The sequence below is a fragment of the Candidatus Anstonellales archaeon genome (genome assembly GCA_038869735.1).
Classification (GTDB): Archaea; Micrarchaeota; Micrarchaeia; order Anstonellales; family CG1-02-47-40; genus JAWCQO01.
In genome coordinates this window covers 46,892-61,222 of the sequence record JAWCQO010000007.1, presented here as the reverse complement: position 1 = coordinate 61,222, position 14,331 = coordinate 46,892, and the positions used below count along the sequence as shown (strand labels likewise).

The window sequence follows — 14,331 nt, the reverse complement described above, 5'->3', positions numbered from 1 at the left end:
ACCCAGATGCATTTGTCAAAATAGCCCAAGCCGCAGGTAAAAACGCATGGGCGGCCTTCAAAGCCCTTTCAGATGACAAAGTCGCTTCCCTTTTTGAAAAATACACAGGTGAATTTGTCCAAATAGCCCAAGCCACAGGTGAAAACGCAGGTTGGGCCTTCAGTTCCCTTTCCAATCCCACTATCGCAGAGATGTTTTCCAAAGATCCAGAGCAAGCTATAAGAAACTTCAAGGAGCTAGCCCCAGCCCCAAGCCACAGGTAAAAACGCATGGGCGGCCTTCAAAGCCCTTTCCACTTTCGCAGAGATTTGAATCAGCCTGTTTTGACGATGCACAAACCACGCCGTATCTTGGTTTTTGGAAATCCTCTTTTTAAAGATGATTCAATTTCCCTCCAAAACAGTTCGCTTCCTACAGAAAAAGCTCATCGCTATCCATCTTACGGTTATAATAAAGTGTTCCCTGCAGAGCTTTCTTCTCGGCGCCTTCAGGCGCAGTTCAGAGCACGATTTCTTTAGCATTTTAAACATTTTCTATTCTTAACCTAATGAAAATACATAAGTATTTTACAAATAATTACTAAAAGCTGATGCGATGTTCATATTCCAAATATCCATTCATACCCTCCAACCGGTTCATCAAGAGAGTCAAAACAAGGTTTATGATGAAATGTTCAACTATTTTAGAGGCCATGGCCTGAGAGAAGATGAGGCCAAAGCAGTGGCAGAAGCATTACTTCCAAACATTAATGAATTTCGTGGCATAACATGGAAGAAAATAAAAGAAGACTTAGATAAGATAGCCCAAGCCACAGATGTATACGCATTTAAAGCCTTCAAAGCACTCTCAAATCCCACAGTTGCAACCCTTTTTGCAAAATACCCTGATAAATTTGTCTCAATAGCCCAAGCCACAGATGTATACGCATTTAAAGCCTTCAAAGCACTCTTAAATGACAAAGTTGCAACCCTTTTTGCAAAATACCCTGATAAATTTGTCTCAATAGCCCAAGCCACAGGTGAATACGGAGGTTGGGCCTTCGAAGCACTCTCAAATCCCACTCTTGCAGAGATGTTTTCCCAAAATCCAAATCTAATCATAGAAAAGTTCAAAGAGATAACCAAAGTTACAGGTAAATACGCATATAGCGCCTTCGAAGCACTCTTAAATGACAAAGTTGCCACCCTTTTTGCAAAATACCCTGATAAATTTGTCTCAATAGCCCAAGCCACAGGTGAAGACGCATATAGAGCCTTCGAAGCACTCTTAAATGACAAAGTTGCAACCCTTTTTGAAAAATACCCTGATAAATTTGTCTCAATAGCCCAAGCCACAGGTAAATACGGAGCTTGGGCCTTCGAAGTACTCTCAAATCCCACAGTTGCAACCCTTTTTGCAAAATACCCTGATAAATTTGTCTCAATAGCCCAAGCCACAGGTAAAAGCGCAGTTTTAATTTTCATGAGCCTTTCAGATGAACCATCCCTACCAAAATATTTGAAAGACGCTACTCTCCTCTTTTTGAGTGACAAAATACTCCTCAACCAATTGGTATTTCAACTAAAAACTTTTTTACCTGAAACTATAGAATTAGGCAGACGTATTGATGACCTACATGACAGAGAAAGAGAGAGAATGAACCTAATTAACTCTCAAAGCACAGAAACCATCCTCTCTCTACTATGCTCAGACCCACAACTTTTCTACACTTCAACAAATCATCTCCTTTTTGATAGGCTGAAGAAGGACTTGAATAACAAACCAGTTTCAGTTCTTCTAAATGAATTTGGAGGAATTGGTCTTGATTCTGCTATTGGAAGAAACTTACTTTTCAGAGCAATCACTTACGATAGAATCTATGGCAGAGAAAATTCAATACTTCAAGATAAGGAGGTTGATGAGGCCAGAAAAGCTCTCCTATCCCCTCTTGACAGAAACGAGTTTGATAGCATCTATTTCTTTGTGCTTGCAAACGCCATCAACGTCCTTCTGCGCTCCTCTCTAATCTCTAAAGACGAAACCGTCAGACATCTTACACGGACACTTGAAAATGCACGAAGAAACGATTCCAAATCTCTTATATCTTCCATTGAATATCTGCTTGTAATGGTTGATCCATCTACAAAACACGTATCAGATGAAAATAAAGGTAAAATAACTAGTCTCCAGAAGCTTACTACCTATTATCCGGAACAATACAAGGGTAAAGATGGATACATAACCTGTGTGCAGATCTTTAAGAATGAGGACGTTGGAAAGGACCATTGGCCTTTAAGCCAAACCTTTTTCGAAAATCTTTTTGGCAGGCCAAAGAAAGGAAATGAGGGAGAATTGATTTATGAAAAGAATAAAAAAAGAGTAATCCTATATATGGGCGAATCCCCTCAAAACAATCAAGACTTTATCAAACGCAAAATTGATGAACTGGATAACCTCATACTAACATTTAGAGGGCATTCATTCAGCTTGCTTGAAAGCTTCCCTTACAACATCTTTGGAAATAAACAAGTAAACATTCTTTTCATTCCTGGTAGCTGTGGCAGCGCAGGTTCAACTGCAGAATATATCATGAGCAATCAAAACACCAATCTTTCATTTGTTGCAAATACTTCAACAGGAAGAGGGCAAGTTACAAATGCTCTTGTTGAAATATTCCTTGGAATAGACAAACCCACCGAATTTCAAAAGATAAAAACAGACAATGAAAGCAAAATTTCAAAGTATGGAGGAGATGTCCATACACTCACCTTCTCAAGCGAGGGGGAACTCTTACTTCGGTATGTAAACTTGCAGAACGCCCAAACAAGGCCATAACAATCGATGCATCTTGCATATTATTTAAAAATCTAGTTCCAAAATACATTAAGATGAGCAACGAAAAAGGAACAGCTCTTGCCTATTTAACTGCAATCGTAAGCGGCATGGCTGTCTTTGCAAATAGTTTTGGAGTAGTGACCATTGATCCTATAAACCGCATCAAGGAGACAAAATAAGCCATTAACATCCATGGGGTAGGTCCCCTCCCTTTCTCATTTATGATACCGATTAGTTTTTAATTATGAACTACGTTTCATAATACAAATGAAAACAGAAAACAATGAATCAGAAGTTGTGCATTCAGTTCACTCTTCTCTGGAGCGCCTACACCGATTCTCGACAAAAATAAAACCAAAATTTGAAGCAGATCTAGGGTTAAGTGAAGAGATAGTTAAACAAATTTCAAATATAAAAAATGAACCTTCGTGGATGCTTCAGATACGTCTCGAAGCATATCGAAGCTTCATTTCAAGACCTCTTCCCCACTGGAGCCTCGTTGACCTTACGCAACTGGAATTTGAAAACATACGCTATTACATTCGTCCCGAAGATAAAAAAGCTACTTCATGGGATGAGGTGCCTCCAGAAATAAAGGAGACTTTTGAAAAAATAGGTGTTCCAGAAGCCGAAAGAAAATATCTTGCCGGTTCAGTAGCTCAATTTGAAAGCGAAGGAATTTACTCACACTTACGCAAAGAACTTGAAGAGAAAGGTGTAATTTTTTGCGATATGGATACTGCAGTTCAAAAATATCCTAATCTTTTACAAAAATATTTTGGAAAGTGTGTCCCCCTTAATGACAACAAATTTAGCTCACTTCATTATGCTGTTTGGAGTGGCGGCAGCTTTGCATACATACCAAGTGGAGTTAAAATAGATATGCCCCTTCAAACATATTTTAGGATGAATGAAATCAGAGAAGGCCAATTTGAACATACCCTCATCATTGCTGAAAAAGATACAAACGTACACTATGTTGAAGGTTGCACGGCACCTATCTACGATAAGGACTCACTCCACAGTGCTGTTGTAGAGATTTTTGTCGGTGAAAACTCAAATGTACGCTATACGACCGTTCAAAACTGGAGTAAAAATGTTTACAACCTCAACACAAAACGTGCAATCGTTCAAAAAAACGGTCGCATCACTTGGGTTGGGGGTTCCATGGGAAGCAAGGCGACAATGCTGTATCCTTGTTCGGTGTTAGTTGGAGATAACTCCAGAGCAGAACATCTTAACATAGCACTTGCAGGAGAAGGAACCATAAAAGAGGGCGGAGCAAAGGTTATTCACATTGGTAAAAATACCTCTTCCAAGATAGATGCAAAGAGCATTTCACTCAATGGAGGGCATAGCATATATAGAGGTCTTGTAAAGATAGGCAAGAATGCACACAACTCACGAGTAGATGTTAAATGTGATGCCATCATCCTTGATGATATCTCCAAATCCTCAACATACCCAACCATCAAAGATGAAACACAGGGGGCAAAGATAGTTCACGAAGCAACAGCAGGTAGATTAGATGAGATCAGGCTCTTCTACTTACAGTCACGAGGAATATCTAAAGAGCGAGCTCGTGAAATGCTTGTTATGGGATTTGTAGAACCAGTCCTCAAAGAGCTACCTCTTGAATACGCAGTTGAGCTAAACCGCCTCATATCTCTGGAAATGAAAAGCAGTATTGGGTGAAGCATCCTTTTTAGGTGAGTAAATTGCAACTAACAGTTAAGGATCTAACCGTGGAGATAGAAAATAAAAAAGTAGTGATTGATGCAAACTTAGAAATACGTTCAAATAATATAGTGGTCCTCGCCGGTCCAAATGGAAGCGGTAAATCCTCTCTTGCGTATGCGATAGCGGGACATCCGTCTTATATAGTGAGAAGAGGAAAGATTCTTTTTGATGGCAAAAACATAGTCTCTATGGATGCTGACAAACGGGCGAATCTTGGAATCTTTCTTGGCTTTCAGTCACCTCCAGAAATAAGCGGAGTTTCACTTCTTTCTTATCTAAAAGAAATCTCGGGGGAAAGCGGAAGTTTTCTAGATTTCAAAAGTAAAGTTGAACGCCTCCTAATTTCGCTTGGTTTGGAACGGAACTTCGCCGAGAGATACCTAAACCAAGGCTTCTCAGGCGGTGAGAGAAAAAAGTCAGAAATATTGCAACTTATAATACGAAACCCAAAAATCGCAATCTTGGATGAGCCTGATTCAGGCCTGGATGTTGACGGTGTAAGAACAATAAGTAAAATACTTCATCTTCAAAGGAAAAAAGGAACAGGTCTGCTTGTAATTACTCACCATGAAAAAATTATAGATCTTCTTCTTCCAGACAAAGTTTATGTTATGATTGACGGAAAAATAGTAGCAGAAGGAACCAAGCCGCTGATAAAAAAGATACAACGGGAGGGCTATACATGGCTCAAGAAAAAGGCATAGCCTTTCTTCCTCTCTCCGCAGCCCCATATAGCCTATTAGAAAAGTATGGTTTGGCTGGTGGAGGAAAGGGCATATTTCTTGAAGTTCCTCCAAATTTTAAGCTAGAAAAAGAAATCAAGCTCAATTTAAATAATCAAAGTCAGAACCTAATATTGCTAAAAAAAGATGCAAGTGCAAGACTTTATCTTGAAGGGGGTCTAGAAGCAAGCAAACTTGAAAGTTATTCTGAAAAAACAATAATAATTGCGGAAGAGGGCGCTAAGATGGATTTTTCAGCATTTATCCTGTTTGAGACTTCAGCGAAGGCATCCATTAATCGTCACTTTCTAATTTCTGACCTAGCCAAAATAACTTGCATGCAGGGGAGTTTCGGAGGTAAGGATGTTAATGTAAGTACAGAATGTTCAATAAATAAAGGCGCGGAACTTTCTCTTAATCAGCTATCTGCAGCATCACCAGGAAGTACCTATTCTGAGAAAACTATGGGTGTCATATGTAAAGAAGGGGGAAGGTTCTATTTTGAAAGTAGAAATGTTGTTTTTTCAACATCTAAGTCTTTTTGCACTGTAAATGCAAAGATAAAAGAAGAAGCTTCAGGAAGCGACATGGCAATAAGAGCAAAAGTCCTAAAAGAAGGACATGACTGTTACGCTGAAGTAAAACCGATTCTTGAAGTCTACAATAATCAAGTTGTGGCAGCGCATGGAGCAGTTGTAAAGGAAATAGAAAAAGAGGAGCTTTTTTATCTTCAAAGCCGCGGTATCCCTCTCCAAAAAGCAAAAAAAATCTTACTTAATGGCTTCATAAGTGAAGTTATAGGTGTGCACAAAGAAATCCTTTATAAGGTGTTCTAATGGTCCTTCTTGACAGTGCTCAAATTAAAAAAGACTTCCCTCTTCTGACGAAGAAGATTAACGGAAAGCCCCTGGTCTATCTGGATAATGCAGCAACAACCCAGAAGCCCAAAGAAGTTATCTCAAAATTAAACGAGTACTACTCGTCATATAACGCAAATATCCATCGGGGAATCTACTCAATAAGTGAGAAAGCTACCGAAGAATACGAAAAAGCAAGATTCAAAGTCGCACAAATGCTAAATGCAGATACTGAAGAAATAATATTTACAAAGAATGCCACCGAATCACTAAATATAGCTTCAAGGCTATCTCTTCAACTTATTAAATCAAAAAGAGTAAGGGTTCTCCTCACAAAAATGGAACATCACAGCTCTATAGTTCCCTGGCATCTATTAAAGCTGGAAGGAAAAAATATCCTTTTTGATTGGGTCAATATAAATATCGATGGAGCGCTAGACCTTAATCACTATTCAGAACTTATTGCAAAAAATCCCTCAATTGTATCATTTACTCAAGCATCCAATGTCCTTGGAACTATCAACCCTGCTAAACAGATGGTGAAAATGGCTAAAGAAGTTGGAGCTGTAACAATTATTGATGCCGCTCAGTCAGCTCCACATATCAAAATAAACGTACGTGACATAGACCCCGATTTTCTAGCGTTTTCTGCTCACAAAATGCTTGGCCCAACCGGATTAGGGATCCTCTACATCAAAAAAGAACATCTTGATTTCTTAAAGCCCGTGTTTGGAGGTGGAGGAGCAATAAACGAAGTGAGGCTTTCATTTACACAATTTGCTTCCCCTCCTGCAAAATTTGAAGCAGGAACCCCTCCAATAGGTGAAGCAATATCCTTTGGAGTCGCAGTGGAATACCTCAAAAAAATAGGTATGGATCGAGTGCATAAACATGAACTAGAACTTGTTAAATACGCAATTAAACGATTAGAAGAAATAAATAATGTGCATCTTTATGGCAGTAAATTACACCATAGAGTCGGAGTAATCCCCTTTAACGTTGAGGGTATCCATCCACACGATCTAGCCACTTTTTTAAATGACCAAAATATCTGCATTCGTGCAGGTCATCACTGTGCAATGCCACTTCACGAGTCTCTAGGTCTCACCTCCACAGCGCGCATAAGTTTCTATCTATATAATACCAAAAGCGATGTAACTGCTCTTATTGATGGGTTAGAAAAAGCAAAGGAGGTTTTCAAGTGACTCACACTCACATATACAAAGATATAATCCTTGAACACTATAAAAACCCAAAATACAGGGGAAAGATGAAAGATGCAAATGCCAGATCTGCAAGTTCCAACTATCTCTGTGGAGACTATATAGAAATAAGTGCTAAATTAAGTAAAGGTAAAGTAAAAGATATAAAGTTTGAAGGCGGCGGATGTGCAATTTCTATAGCATGTGCTGATATCCTTTGCTCCATTGCTATTGGCAAGACAATAGACGAGATTATATCATTTAGTGGGGATGACCTCTTTAAAAACATAGGATTTGTACCAACCGCTGCCCGTTTAAAATGCGCGTTACTTGCACTCGACACCCTTAAACGAGCAGTCAAAAGGAAGAATTAATTCCCTTTTAGCTTCTCCATCTTCTTATCTATCCTTTTTTCAGCTTCAAGCCTTTCAAGGGGGTGCTCTTCCATATCCACAAACCTCATATATGATGCAAGATAAGGGTGTACTTCGCCTATCTTTAAGTAGATTTTTTGTGCTACACGCCGATAGTCTCGATGCCCCTGCATCATTGACCGCAACTCAACAAAATGGAATGCTTCTCTAAGATTCATCTTTATATACCAGCGAACCCTACAGCCGAGAGGCACGACATATTGAGCTTCGAGAGGGTTGCTTTTCTCCATTTTTTCAAAAAGTTCAGATGCCAATCCAATAGCCTCGCTTACTTCCTTCTCCCGCCCAATCTCAACTATCTCAGGCGGCATATCAAAGCCATGTTTTGTAGTTAGAAGTTGGCGTTCTTGCGTAAGAATTCTATGTCTGTGGAGGTCTCTGTACATCCCAAAATTTCCAAGAAGCGAAAATGTATAATACACGTGTTCAAATGCCCTTCCAGGTTTATGCCTACGATTTTTTCTTTTTCCTACATAAGCTTCTATTATCCTTCTTTTTTCATCAGGACTTAGTTTCTTAACTTTCTCCATTATCCTATCAAGTCCGCTATTAGCGTGAGGAAAAATTATTGCTGTGATTATCTTGTCTTCTGCATCCCTATCATAGTCAACCAAGACTACATCATCTTTTTCGGCTTCGCTTCCAAACTTTCCTTCATATCTTTTTAATAAGGACAAAACCTCCTTTGCAGTATCATTGGCACTTTCTTTGAGATATTCCTGATAAGCAACCCCATACTTGTCGGTCGCTCTCTTTACAAAAGAAGGAATAACCTTTCTAAGTTCCTCATACATCTTTGCTCCGATTTCTCTTATTTCCCCAAGTGGGCTTGAGTAAGCTTTTGTAAGTAGATACTCAAATGCCCTTCCATTTCCATATAGGCCTACATTCGTGAGCGTAGAAGCAGGTAGGATCCCTCTCAAAACATCACACACTTTTGCTCGTACAGTTGAAGCATAAGCTCTTTCGCTTAATCCCTCCGGAGGAGGGTGTTTTTCCATAATATATTTACTCATCGGCTCAATGAGGGACGAATATAACTCAAACAAATTATTGCAAACTTGAACGTACTCATCAGCAAATCGGCTTTCCATTATTTTTTTATCCCTATAAAAGCCGTATTGTCCATTCTCGTCCTTGTGGTCAAAATACACATATCTGGTCGATTTTTCAAGAGGGGATATTCCAATTCTCGAATCCTGCAAAAACTTTGTTGCGATATTTGAAATATTTTCGCATGCGATATGAGCTCCTCCTAATTCAGCCACAGAATCGTCTCCATACCCTACCAGCACTCTCTCATAAAACTCTTCTGCTTTCTTTGTTGCAATAATCTGATTATCTGTTGCGTTTACATCGCCAACTATCTCCTTAAATTCGCTTTCTGGTTTTTGAATAAACTCTTCTAGGAGTACTCGGCGAAGAGATTTTGGCGAGCGCGAATACCTTGAAAACAAAGCACCGCACACTGTTTGAGGGAGATTAATCAGTGCGAAAATATTTCCATCAATGTTAGTACAATACCTAGACAGAAGCTCCATTTCTTCTTCGCTGAATCTTTCCATGTACTAAACTACCTCTCAAATCGACTTATCAGCTTCATAATAAAACTTACATACTCAGATAAAGATCTTATCCCTTTTAATACTGAGTCCTAAAACTAGTTTTCTTTTTGTTTCATGTTTTTATTTAAGCTTCTCTTTAATCCCATCCAAAACAAGAAGTCCGTTTCCGAGGATGCATGTTGAACATGAGTAGAGTATCGCTCCCCAGAGCAGCCATCCAATTATACCTCCCTTCCTTCTACAAGCCAGCTTCTTTAATCTTATTCATACTTACCTGCCAACAAAATTAACTACCATAAAAATAATCCCAGACCCAAGAAAAAGGGATATAATCTGTAACGAGAGCCGCTTTATGTTTCGATGCTTTGAAATATGCTTTGAAATTTCAGGAAACAAATCAGCCGTTGCGATATAAATGAATCCTCCTGCCGCAACTGATGCAAAATAAGGAATAAGGTATTCAAACAAAGATAAAAACAAAAATCCAAAAAAAGTTCCTACCAATGCAAGTATTGCAGATACAAAATTGTAAATCAAAGCCTGCGATCTCCCAAAGCCCGCATGGATCAACACGGCAAAATCGCCTGCTTCCTGTGGTATCTCATGCAATGCAATCGCTATAGTTGCAACTATTCCGCTTCCAATATCTATTTGATAAGCAGATGCAATAATAACTCCATCAATAAAATTGTGTATGCCGTCAGCTATTAAATTCATATATCCCATTGATTTTTTACTGTAAATACCGCATTCTTCAATTGTGCAGTGATGCCAATGAACATACGACTCAAGTAGCAAAAAAATAATTATGCCAAAAAAAATGAAATAGGTCGAGAAAGTTCCTACTTCCTCAAAAGCTTCAGGTATGAGGTCAAAAAAAGATGCACCAAGCATTGAGCCAGACGCAAAAGCTACCATCATCAATATAAGCCCTTTATCTCTCCGTTTTTTTGAAAGCAAAAAAAACGCCCCTAAAAACGAAAGCACACTAATTAAAAGAGCAGATGCAACAGCATAAAGGAAGCTTTCCATAACATCCCAAAGCTACAACGAAAAAGCTTATTAAAGCAACCGTCTCAAACATTAATACGATGAAGTCCTTTACAGGGGTAGCCTACAATGAAGAACGGTGAACTTTTTGTTTTTTCCACCTTTTTCCTTTTACTAATCATTGGGTGCATAAATCAACAAACATCGCTCCAGACGCAGTCGACGGCAACTGAAGGAGGGCCAAGCAACAATCCCCCCTCACAAACTTCGTCCACTTCCCAGAGTAGTGATATTAGCGGCGAGCCTAAAAGCACCCAAACTGAGGAACTGCAGCTTCCCTCTCCATCCAAAATCGAAGAGTGCGAAATTTCAGATAAGAGGGATACGTGCTATTACTTAAAAGCAACAGAACTAAACTCTCCTGCCATTTGTATCAACATAGTTTACGGTCCTCAAAAAGCCCAGTGTCTCTATGATACAATAACGGTCGCAGATGATTGTCTCAGATATAAAGAACTCCTTCAAGACTATAGTGAAAGTTGCCCCAAGAAATCCCAACCTGGTTAATTATGCTCCCAAGCTAAGCCGATATAGCGACTTTTAGTCATGTGCCTCTTTGTTAAACATCCTACGCTACTCTTATCCTATACCAAAACTTAGAGGTCATTCATTCACTTACCGTCATACAGAAAATGCGTTCTCCAACTCTATCCCTGATAATCCTCAACCACTCATTCACCAATAATCTTTATCATTACTCGCTTTTTTCTCTGCCCATCAAATTCAGCATAATAAATCCGTTCCCATGGCCCAAGGTCCATCTTTCCATTTGTGATTGCAACAACAACTTCCCTTCCCATTATTGTTCTCATCAAATGAGCATACGCATTATCCTCCCCAGTGAGGTTATGCCTATATTCAATATCCATTGGTACAAGTCTCTTAAGCCATTCCTCATAATCATGAAGTAGGCCATGCTCTGCATCGTTGATATAAACTGAAGCTGTTATATGCATCGCATTTACAAGAACAAGACCTTCTTTTACTCCAGATTCGGTTATGGCCTCCTCTACGTCTCGATGTATATTTACGAATTCTATCCTCTTGCGTGTATCCATCCAGAGGTATTTCGTGTAAGACTTCACAAGCTAATCTGTGGTTTTTAGCTATTTAAATTTTCTTTCTATAAATGTTACTGTATGAGTTAAGAAAAATTGTATGATTGGAGAAAAAAAGAGAAGCTTCAGGAACAAAGACCATATGAATCTGTAGTCGAAGTCCGAGATATACGTATAGCTCTTAATAGTTATGATGACACCCTCTTGGATTTTGATCCCCATCTTTTTCCTGGACGCCAAATATCTGCAGATTTTCTAAAAGAGCTTGAAAGAAGAATCTTTGAGGGTGCAGGAGGTAAAATAGAGGTAAGGTTCTACCTTCCAAAAGAGAGACTAAAAGAAAAATTTGAGGAGCAGATAATAAAAAGACTGCAAGGATACTTTCGTCTTAGGATGCTCAAACTCTTTCGCGAAGATAAAAAGCAAAAACAAACCGGCTTTCTCCTCATTCTATGCGGACTTTTGGTGATATTACTCCAGCTCGATTTTAAAAAAGGTTCCTCCATCTTCAGAATTTTCAGAAGTGGTTGAAGTACTTCTTATTCCGTTTGGATGGTTTTCAGTTTGGGTAGGGCTTGAGAGACTTTTCTATGGAGGAAAGAAAACTAAAAGGCAACTCGAGCTTGCTCAAAAGCTTTCACGCACACAGTACCTCTTCATTTCTTAAGAAGAAAATCTTTAGATGGAGACCTCTTTTTCTCTCCAATTTTATACTTAATTAATGGTATAATAAGGGTATAATAAGCAACGTATGTTGCCCTTTTGTTAAAAGGTTTTTATTTGTTTGCATATAAAATTCCCGTATCGCATTCATAGAGGGGTGATATCTTGACCGAATCAAACATCCTCCAAGGAGCACACGCAATTCTTGCTGCCTCTATCGTCCTTGGAGCTATCTTAATATCTCTTTCACTTGTTTATTCAGGAACAAACATATCAAACGAGCTTGCAAAAATACGTATAAGTTCTGCAAGTAGCCCACCCCCATCAGATTCAAAACAGGCTCCAAGCCCGTCTGACAATTTACCAAAAGTTCCTCAACAACCAACTGACTCTACCCCCCCTTCAGGACAGGGGGTTGTTTTAACCTATGACGCAATGAAATCTCTTCTTCCAAAGGCAGCAGCAACACTTGGCAGCAAAGACGCAAAAGTCATAATGTTTGAGTTTTCAGATTATCAGTGTCCATTTTGCAGAAGACACTTCAACTTTGTTTATCCTGATATAAAGAAAAATTATATCGATACAGGAAAGGTTCTTTTAGCATTTTTTGATTATCCCTTATCATTCCATCCAGCAGCTTTTCCATCCGCAAAGGCAGCTAGGTGTGCAGGAGAACAAGGAAAGTACTGGGAAGCGCATGATGCAATTTTCACTGGACAAGGAACAGGCGGCTCAACCGTGCAATATAGTGAAGAGCAACTAAAGGAATGGATTTCAAAACTTCCGGGCCTAAACGTCTCTGCCTTCAATAGCTGTTTTTCCTCAAACAAATATGACTCTTATATAAACGAAAATGCAGCATTAGGTCAAAGCTTAGGCATCTTTGGCACTCCAGGCTTTATTATAAATGGTAAAATAATAAGTGGAGCTTATCCTTACGAAACATTTGACTCTGCCATAAAAGAAAGTCTGGGGTCATGAAAAAACAAGCCAACAAGCCGACCCTTCTATTTCCCTCTTTTCATTTTTGGGCCGTTTCCGCTCATAGCGTTTTTGGTTCTACCACAAACAAGGTTTTGAACTGGCCTCAAAGAGCCGTAAATTTGAGAGATAAATTAAGTCAGTAATAATCAAATTCAAATAGAACATCAAATAGGCTGTATCTTTACTTTCCTTCTCCTACCATCAGGCATATACTCGTACAACACCCCTTCCTCTTCGCCTTTGGTTTTTTGGTGTGACCCATCACAGAACGGTCCATTTTTTGACAGTCCACACATACAAATCCATCTTGACTCTCCTCCAACTTTGATTTCTATTGGACCATATTCTTCTTTTCTTACTACCCTACTCACAAAAAACACCTCCTTTTATTATTTGAAGCTATCTATCTATTTGCGAGTTATCTCAGTTTATCTGCTATGTTGTTTTCTTCATAAAGTTTTTTAAGCAGTCCTACTACTTTTTCAGATGGCTTTAACTCTCCCTGCATTGGCTATTTTTTCAATCATCTTTTTGATTTTTTCTTCATCTCCCAAGTAATAATGCCTAATAGGCATTAGGTTGGAGTCTAGCTCATAAACAAGAGGGATACCTGTTGGTATGTTAAGCGAGACAATCTCACTATCAGATATCCTGTCAAGATATTTCACAACTGCTCGAATGCTGTTTCCGTGTGCCGAAATCAACACCCGCTTTCCAGCTCTTATCATAGGCGCAATCTCTTTTTTCCAATAAGGGAGAAGTCTTGCAACCGTGTCTCTTAAAGATTCGCATCGCGGTATTTCTGACATTTTTATTCCTGCATATAGAGGTGCCTTCACGAGTTTCTCAGCTTCCGTCCTGCTAAGCGGAGGCGGCCTTATAGAATAACTCCTTCTCCAAGCCATTACTTGTTCCTCTCCGAATTTTTTTGCCATCTCAGCTTTGTTTAAGCCTTGCAGCGAGCCATAGTGTCTCTCATTTAGTCTCCATGAGTATTTTATCTGGGGCGCTATCCCCAATTCATCAAGCACTATCTCCAAAGTCTCTATTGCGCGCTTGAGAACGGAACAATAAGCAACATCAAACGTATATCCTTTCTCTTTCAATATTCTGCCTGCCTCTCTAGCCTCTCTCCTCCCTTTTTTGGAGAGAGGAACATCAACCCACCCTGTAAATCTGTTCTCCTTATTCCAGATACTTTCCCCATGTCGTAATAAGACTATCCGGTTCATACATTTCATC

General features: G+C 39.2%; 17 protein-coding genes. 12 read left to right on the top strand and 5 right to left on the bottom strand.

The genetic code is table 11. The features are described from left to right. The 8 genes from QXF67_03720 to QXF67_03685 form a co-directional block, all read left to right on the top strand. Positions 1-263, top strand: a 263-nt coding sequence (locus QXF67_03720) for a hypothetical protein (GenBank protein MEM3060612.1), incomplete at its 5' end; no start/stop codon positions are given. Positions 264-594: 331 nt separating this feature from the next. Then, entirely contained in the window at positions 595-2,814 is a 2,220-nt protein-coding gene (locus QXF67_03715; protein MEM3060611.1) for a hypothetical protein, read from the top strand. Positions 2,815-2,867: 53 nt separating this feature from the next. Then, positions 2,868-2,993, top strand: a complete 126-nt coding sequence (locus QXF67_03710; GenBank protein ID MEM3060610.1) for a hypothetical protein — start codon at positions 2,868-2,870, stop codon at positions 2,991-2,993. Between the two features lie 88 nt (positions 2,994-3,081). Continuing rightward, entirely contained in the window at positions 3,082-4,509 is a 1,428-nt protein-coding gene (gene sufB / locus QXF67_03705; GenBank protein MEM3060609.1) for a Fe-S cluster assembly protein SufB, read from the top strand. A gap of 23 nt (positions 4,510-4,532) precedes the next feature. Next, a complete protein-coding gene (sufC, locus tag QXF67_03700; protein MEM3060608.1) occupies positions 4,533-5,258 on the top strand; it encodes a Fe-S cluster assembly ATPase SufC in 726 nt (241 codons plus the stop codon). After that, positions 5,237-6,112, top strand: a complete 876-nt coding sequence (locus QXF67_03695; GenBank protein ID MEM3060607.1) for a SufD family Fe-S cluster assembly protein — start codon at positions 5,237-5,239, stop codon at positions 6,110-6,112. Before sufC ends, QXF67_03695 begins: the two co-directional genes overlap by 22 nt. Further along, positions 6,112-7,338: a SufS family cysteine desulfurase gene (locus QXF67_03690; protein ID MEM3060606.1), complete on the top strand. Its 1,227-nt coding sequence runs from the start codon at positions 6,112-6,114 to the stop codon at positions 7,336-7,338. The genes QXF67_03695 and QXF67_03690 overlap by 1 nt, the downstream gene beginning before the upstream one ends. Continuing rightward, entirely contained in the window at positions 7,335-7,709 is a 375-nt protein-coding gene (locus QXF67_03685) for an iron-sulfur cluster assembly scaffold protein (protein MEM3060605.1), read from the top strand. The genes QXF67_03690 and QXF67_03685 overlap by 4 nt, the downstream gene beginning before the upstream one ends. Here QXF67_03685 and QXF67_03680 read toward each other — a convergent pair. After that, positions 7,706-9,334, bottom strand: coding sequence for an FAD-dependent thymidylate synthase (locus QXF67_03680; protein ID MEM3060604.1), 1,629 nt, complete (start codon positions 9,332-9,334; stop codon positions 7,706-7,708). The two genes, QXF67_03685 and QXF67_03680, sit on opposite strands and share 4 nt — an antisense overlap. 270 nt (positions 9,335-9,604) lie before the next feature. Then, entirely contained in the window at positions 9,605-10,366 is a 762-nt protein-coding gene (locus QXF67_03675) for a ZIP family metal transporter (GenBank protein MEM3060603.1), read from the bottom strand. An 87-nt stretch (positions 10,367-10,453) separates the two neighbouring features. On the opposite strand from QXF67_03675, the gene QXF67_03670 reads away from it, so the two are divergent. Then, a complete protein-coding gene (locus tag QXF67_03670) occupies positions 10,454-10,891 on the top strand; it encodes a hypothetical protein (protein MEM3060602.1) in 438 nt (145 codons plus the stop codon). Between the two features lie 164 nt (positions 10,892-11,055). On the opposite strand, the gene QXF67_03665 is transcribed toward QXF67_03670, so the two are convergent. After that, complete coding sequence (locus QXF67_03665; GenBank protein ID MEM3060601.1) at positions 11,056-11,469, bottom strand: secondary thiamine-phosphate synthase enzyme YjbQ; 414 nt, start codon at positions 11,467-11,469, stop codon at positions 11,056-11,058. A gap of 69 nt (positions 11,470-11,538) precedes the next feature. Here QXF67_03665 and QXF67_03660 point away from each other — a divergent pair, with 69 nt between their 5' ends. From QXF67_03660 to QXF67_03650, 3 genes are all read left to right on the top strand, one after another. Beyond that, on the top strand, positions 11,539-11,973 hold the full coding sequence (locus QXF67_03660) for a hypothetical protein (protein MEM3060600.1): 435 nt from the start codon (positions 11,539-11,541) through the stop codon (positions 11,971-11,973). Then, positions 11,966-12,109 carry a hypothetical protein gene (locus QXF67_03655; protein ID MEM3060599.1) on the top strand — a complete coding sequence of 48 codons (144 nt, stop codon included), beginning with the start codon at positions 11,966-11,968 and terminating at the stop codon, positions 12,107-12,109. Before QXF67_03660 ends, QXF67_03655 begins: the two co-directional genes overlap by 8 nt. 161 nt (positions 12,110-12,270) lie before the next feature. Then, complete coding sequence (locus QXF67_03650) at positions 12,271-13,086, top strand: thioredoxin domain-containing protein (protein ID MEM3060598.1); 816 nt, start codon at positions 12,271-12,273, stop codon at positions 13,084-13,086. A gap of 167 nt (positions 13,087-13,253) precedes the next feature. Here QXF67_03650 and QXF67_03645 read toward each other — a convergent pair whose 3' ends face one another. Together QXF67_03645 and gpmA are read right to left on the bottom strand one after the other, a co-directional pair. Beyond that, positions 13,254-13,460: a CDGSH iron-sulfur domain-containing protein gene (locus QXF67_03645; GenBank protein ID MEM3060597.1), complete on the bottom strand. Its 207-nt coding sequence runs from the start codon at positions 13,458-13,460 to the stop codon at positions 13,254-13,256. Between the two features lie 111 nt (positions 13,461-13,571). Next, positions 13,572-14,321: a 2,3-diphosphoglycerate-dependent phosphoglycerate mutase gene (gene gpmA, locus QXF67_03640; protein MEM3060596.1), complete on the bottom strand. Its 750-nt coding sequence runs from the start codon at positions 14,319-14,321 to the stop codon at positions 13,572-13,574. Positions 14,322-14,331: the final 10 nt, after the last annotated feature.

What these genes read in the sequence shown, in the direction of transcription:
- QXF67_03715 (MEM3060611.1), top strand. Translation starts at nt 595, where the DNA reads ATGTTCATATTCCAAATATCCATTCATACCCTCCAACCGGTTCATCAA.
- QXF67_03710 (MEM3060610.1), top strand. Translation starts at nt 2,868, where the DNA reads ATGAGCAACGAAAAAGGAACAGCTCTTGCCTATTTAACTGCAATCGTA.
- sufB (MEM3060609.1), top strand. Translation starts at nt 3,082, where the DNA reads ATGAAAACAGAAAACAATGAATCAGAAGTTGTGCATTCAGTTCACTCT.
- QXF67_03695 (MEM3060607.1), top strand. Translation starts at nt 5,237, where the DNA reads ATGGCTCAAGAAAAAGGCATAGCCTTTCTTCCTCTCTCCGCAGCCCCA.
- QXF67_03690 (MEM3060606.1), top strand. Translation starts at nt 6,112, where the DNA reads ATGGTCCTTCTTGACAGTGCTCAAATTAAAAAAGACTTCCCTCTTCTG.
- QXF67_03680 (MEM3060604.1), bottom strand. Translation starts at nt 9,334, where the DNA reads ATGGAAAGATTCAGCGAAGAAGAAATGGAGCTTCTGTCTAGGTATTGT.
- QXF67_03675 (MEM3060603.1), bottom strand. Translation starts at nt 10,366, where the DNA reads ATGGAAAGCTTCCTTTATGCTGTTGCATCTGCTCTTTTAATTAGTGTG.
- QXF67_03670 (MEM3060602.1), top strand. Translation starts at nt 10,454, where the DNA reads ATGAAGAACGGTGAACTTTTTGTTTTTTCCACCTTTTTCCTTTTACTA.
- gpmA (MEM3060596.1), bottom strand. Translation starts at nt 14,321, where the DNA reads ATGAACCGGATAGTCTTATTACGACATGGGGAAAGTATCTGGAATAAG.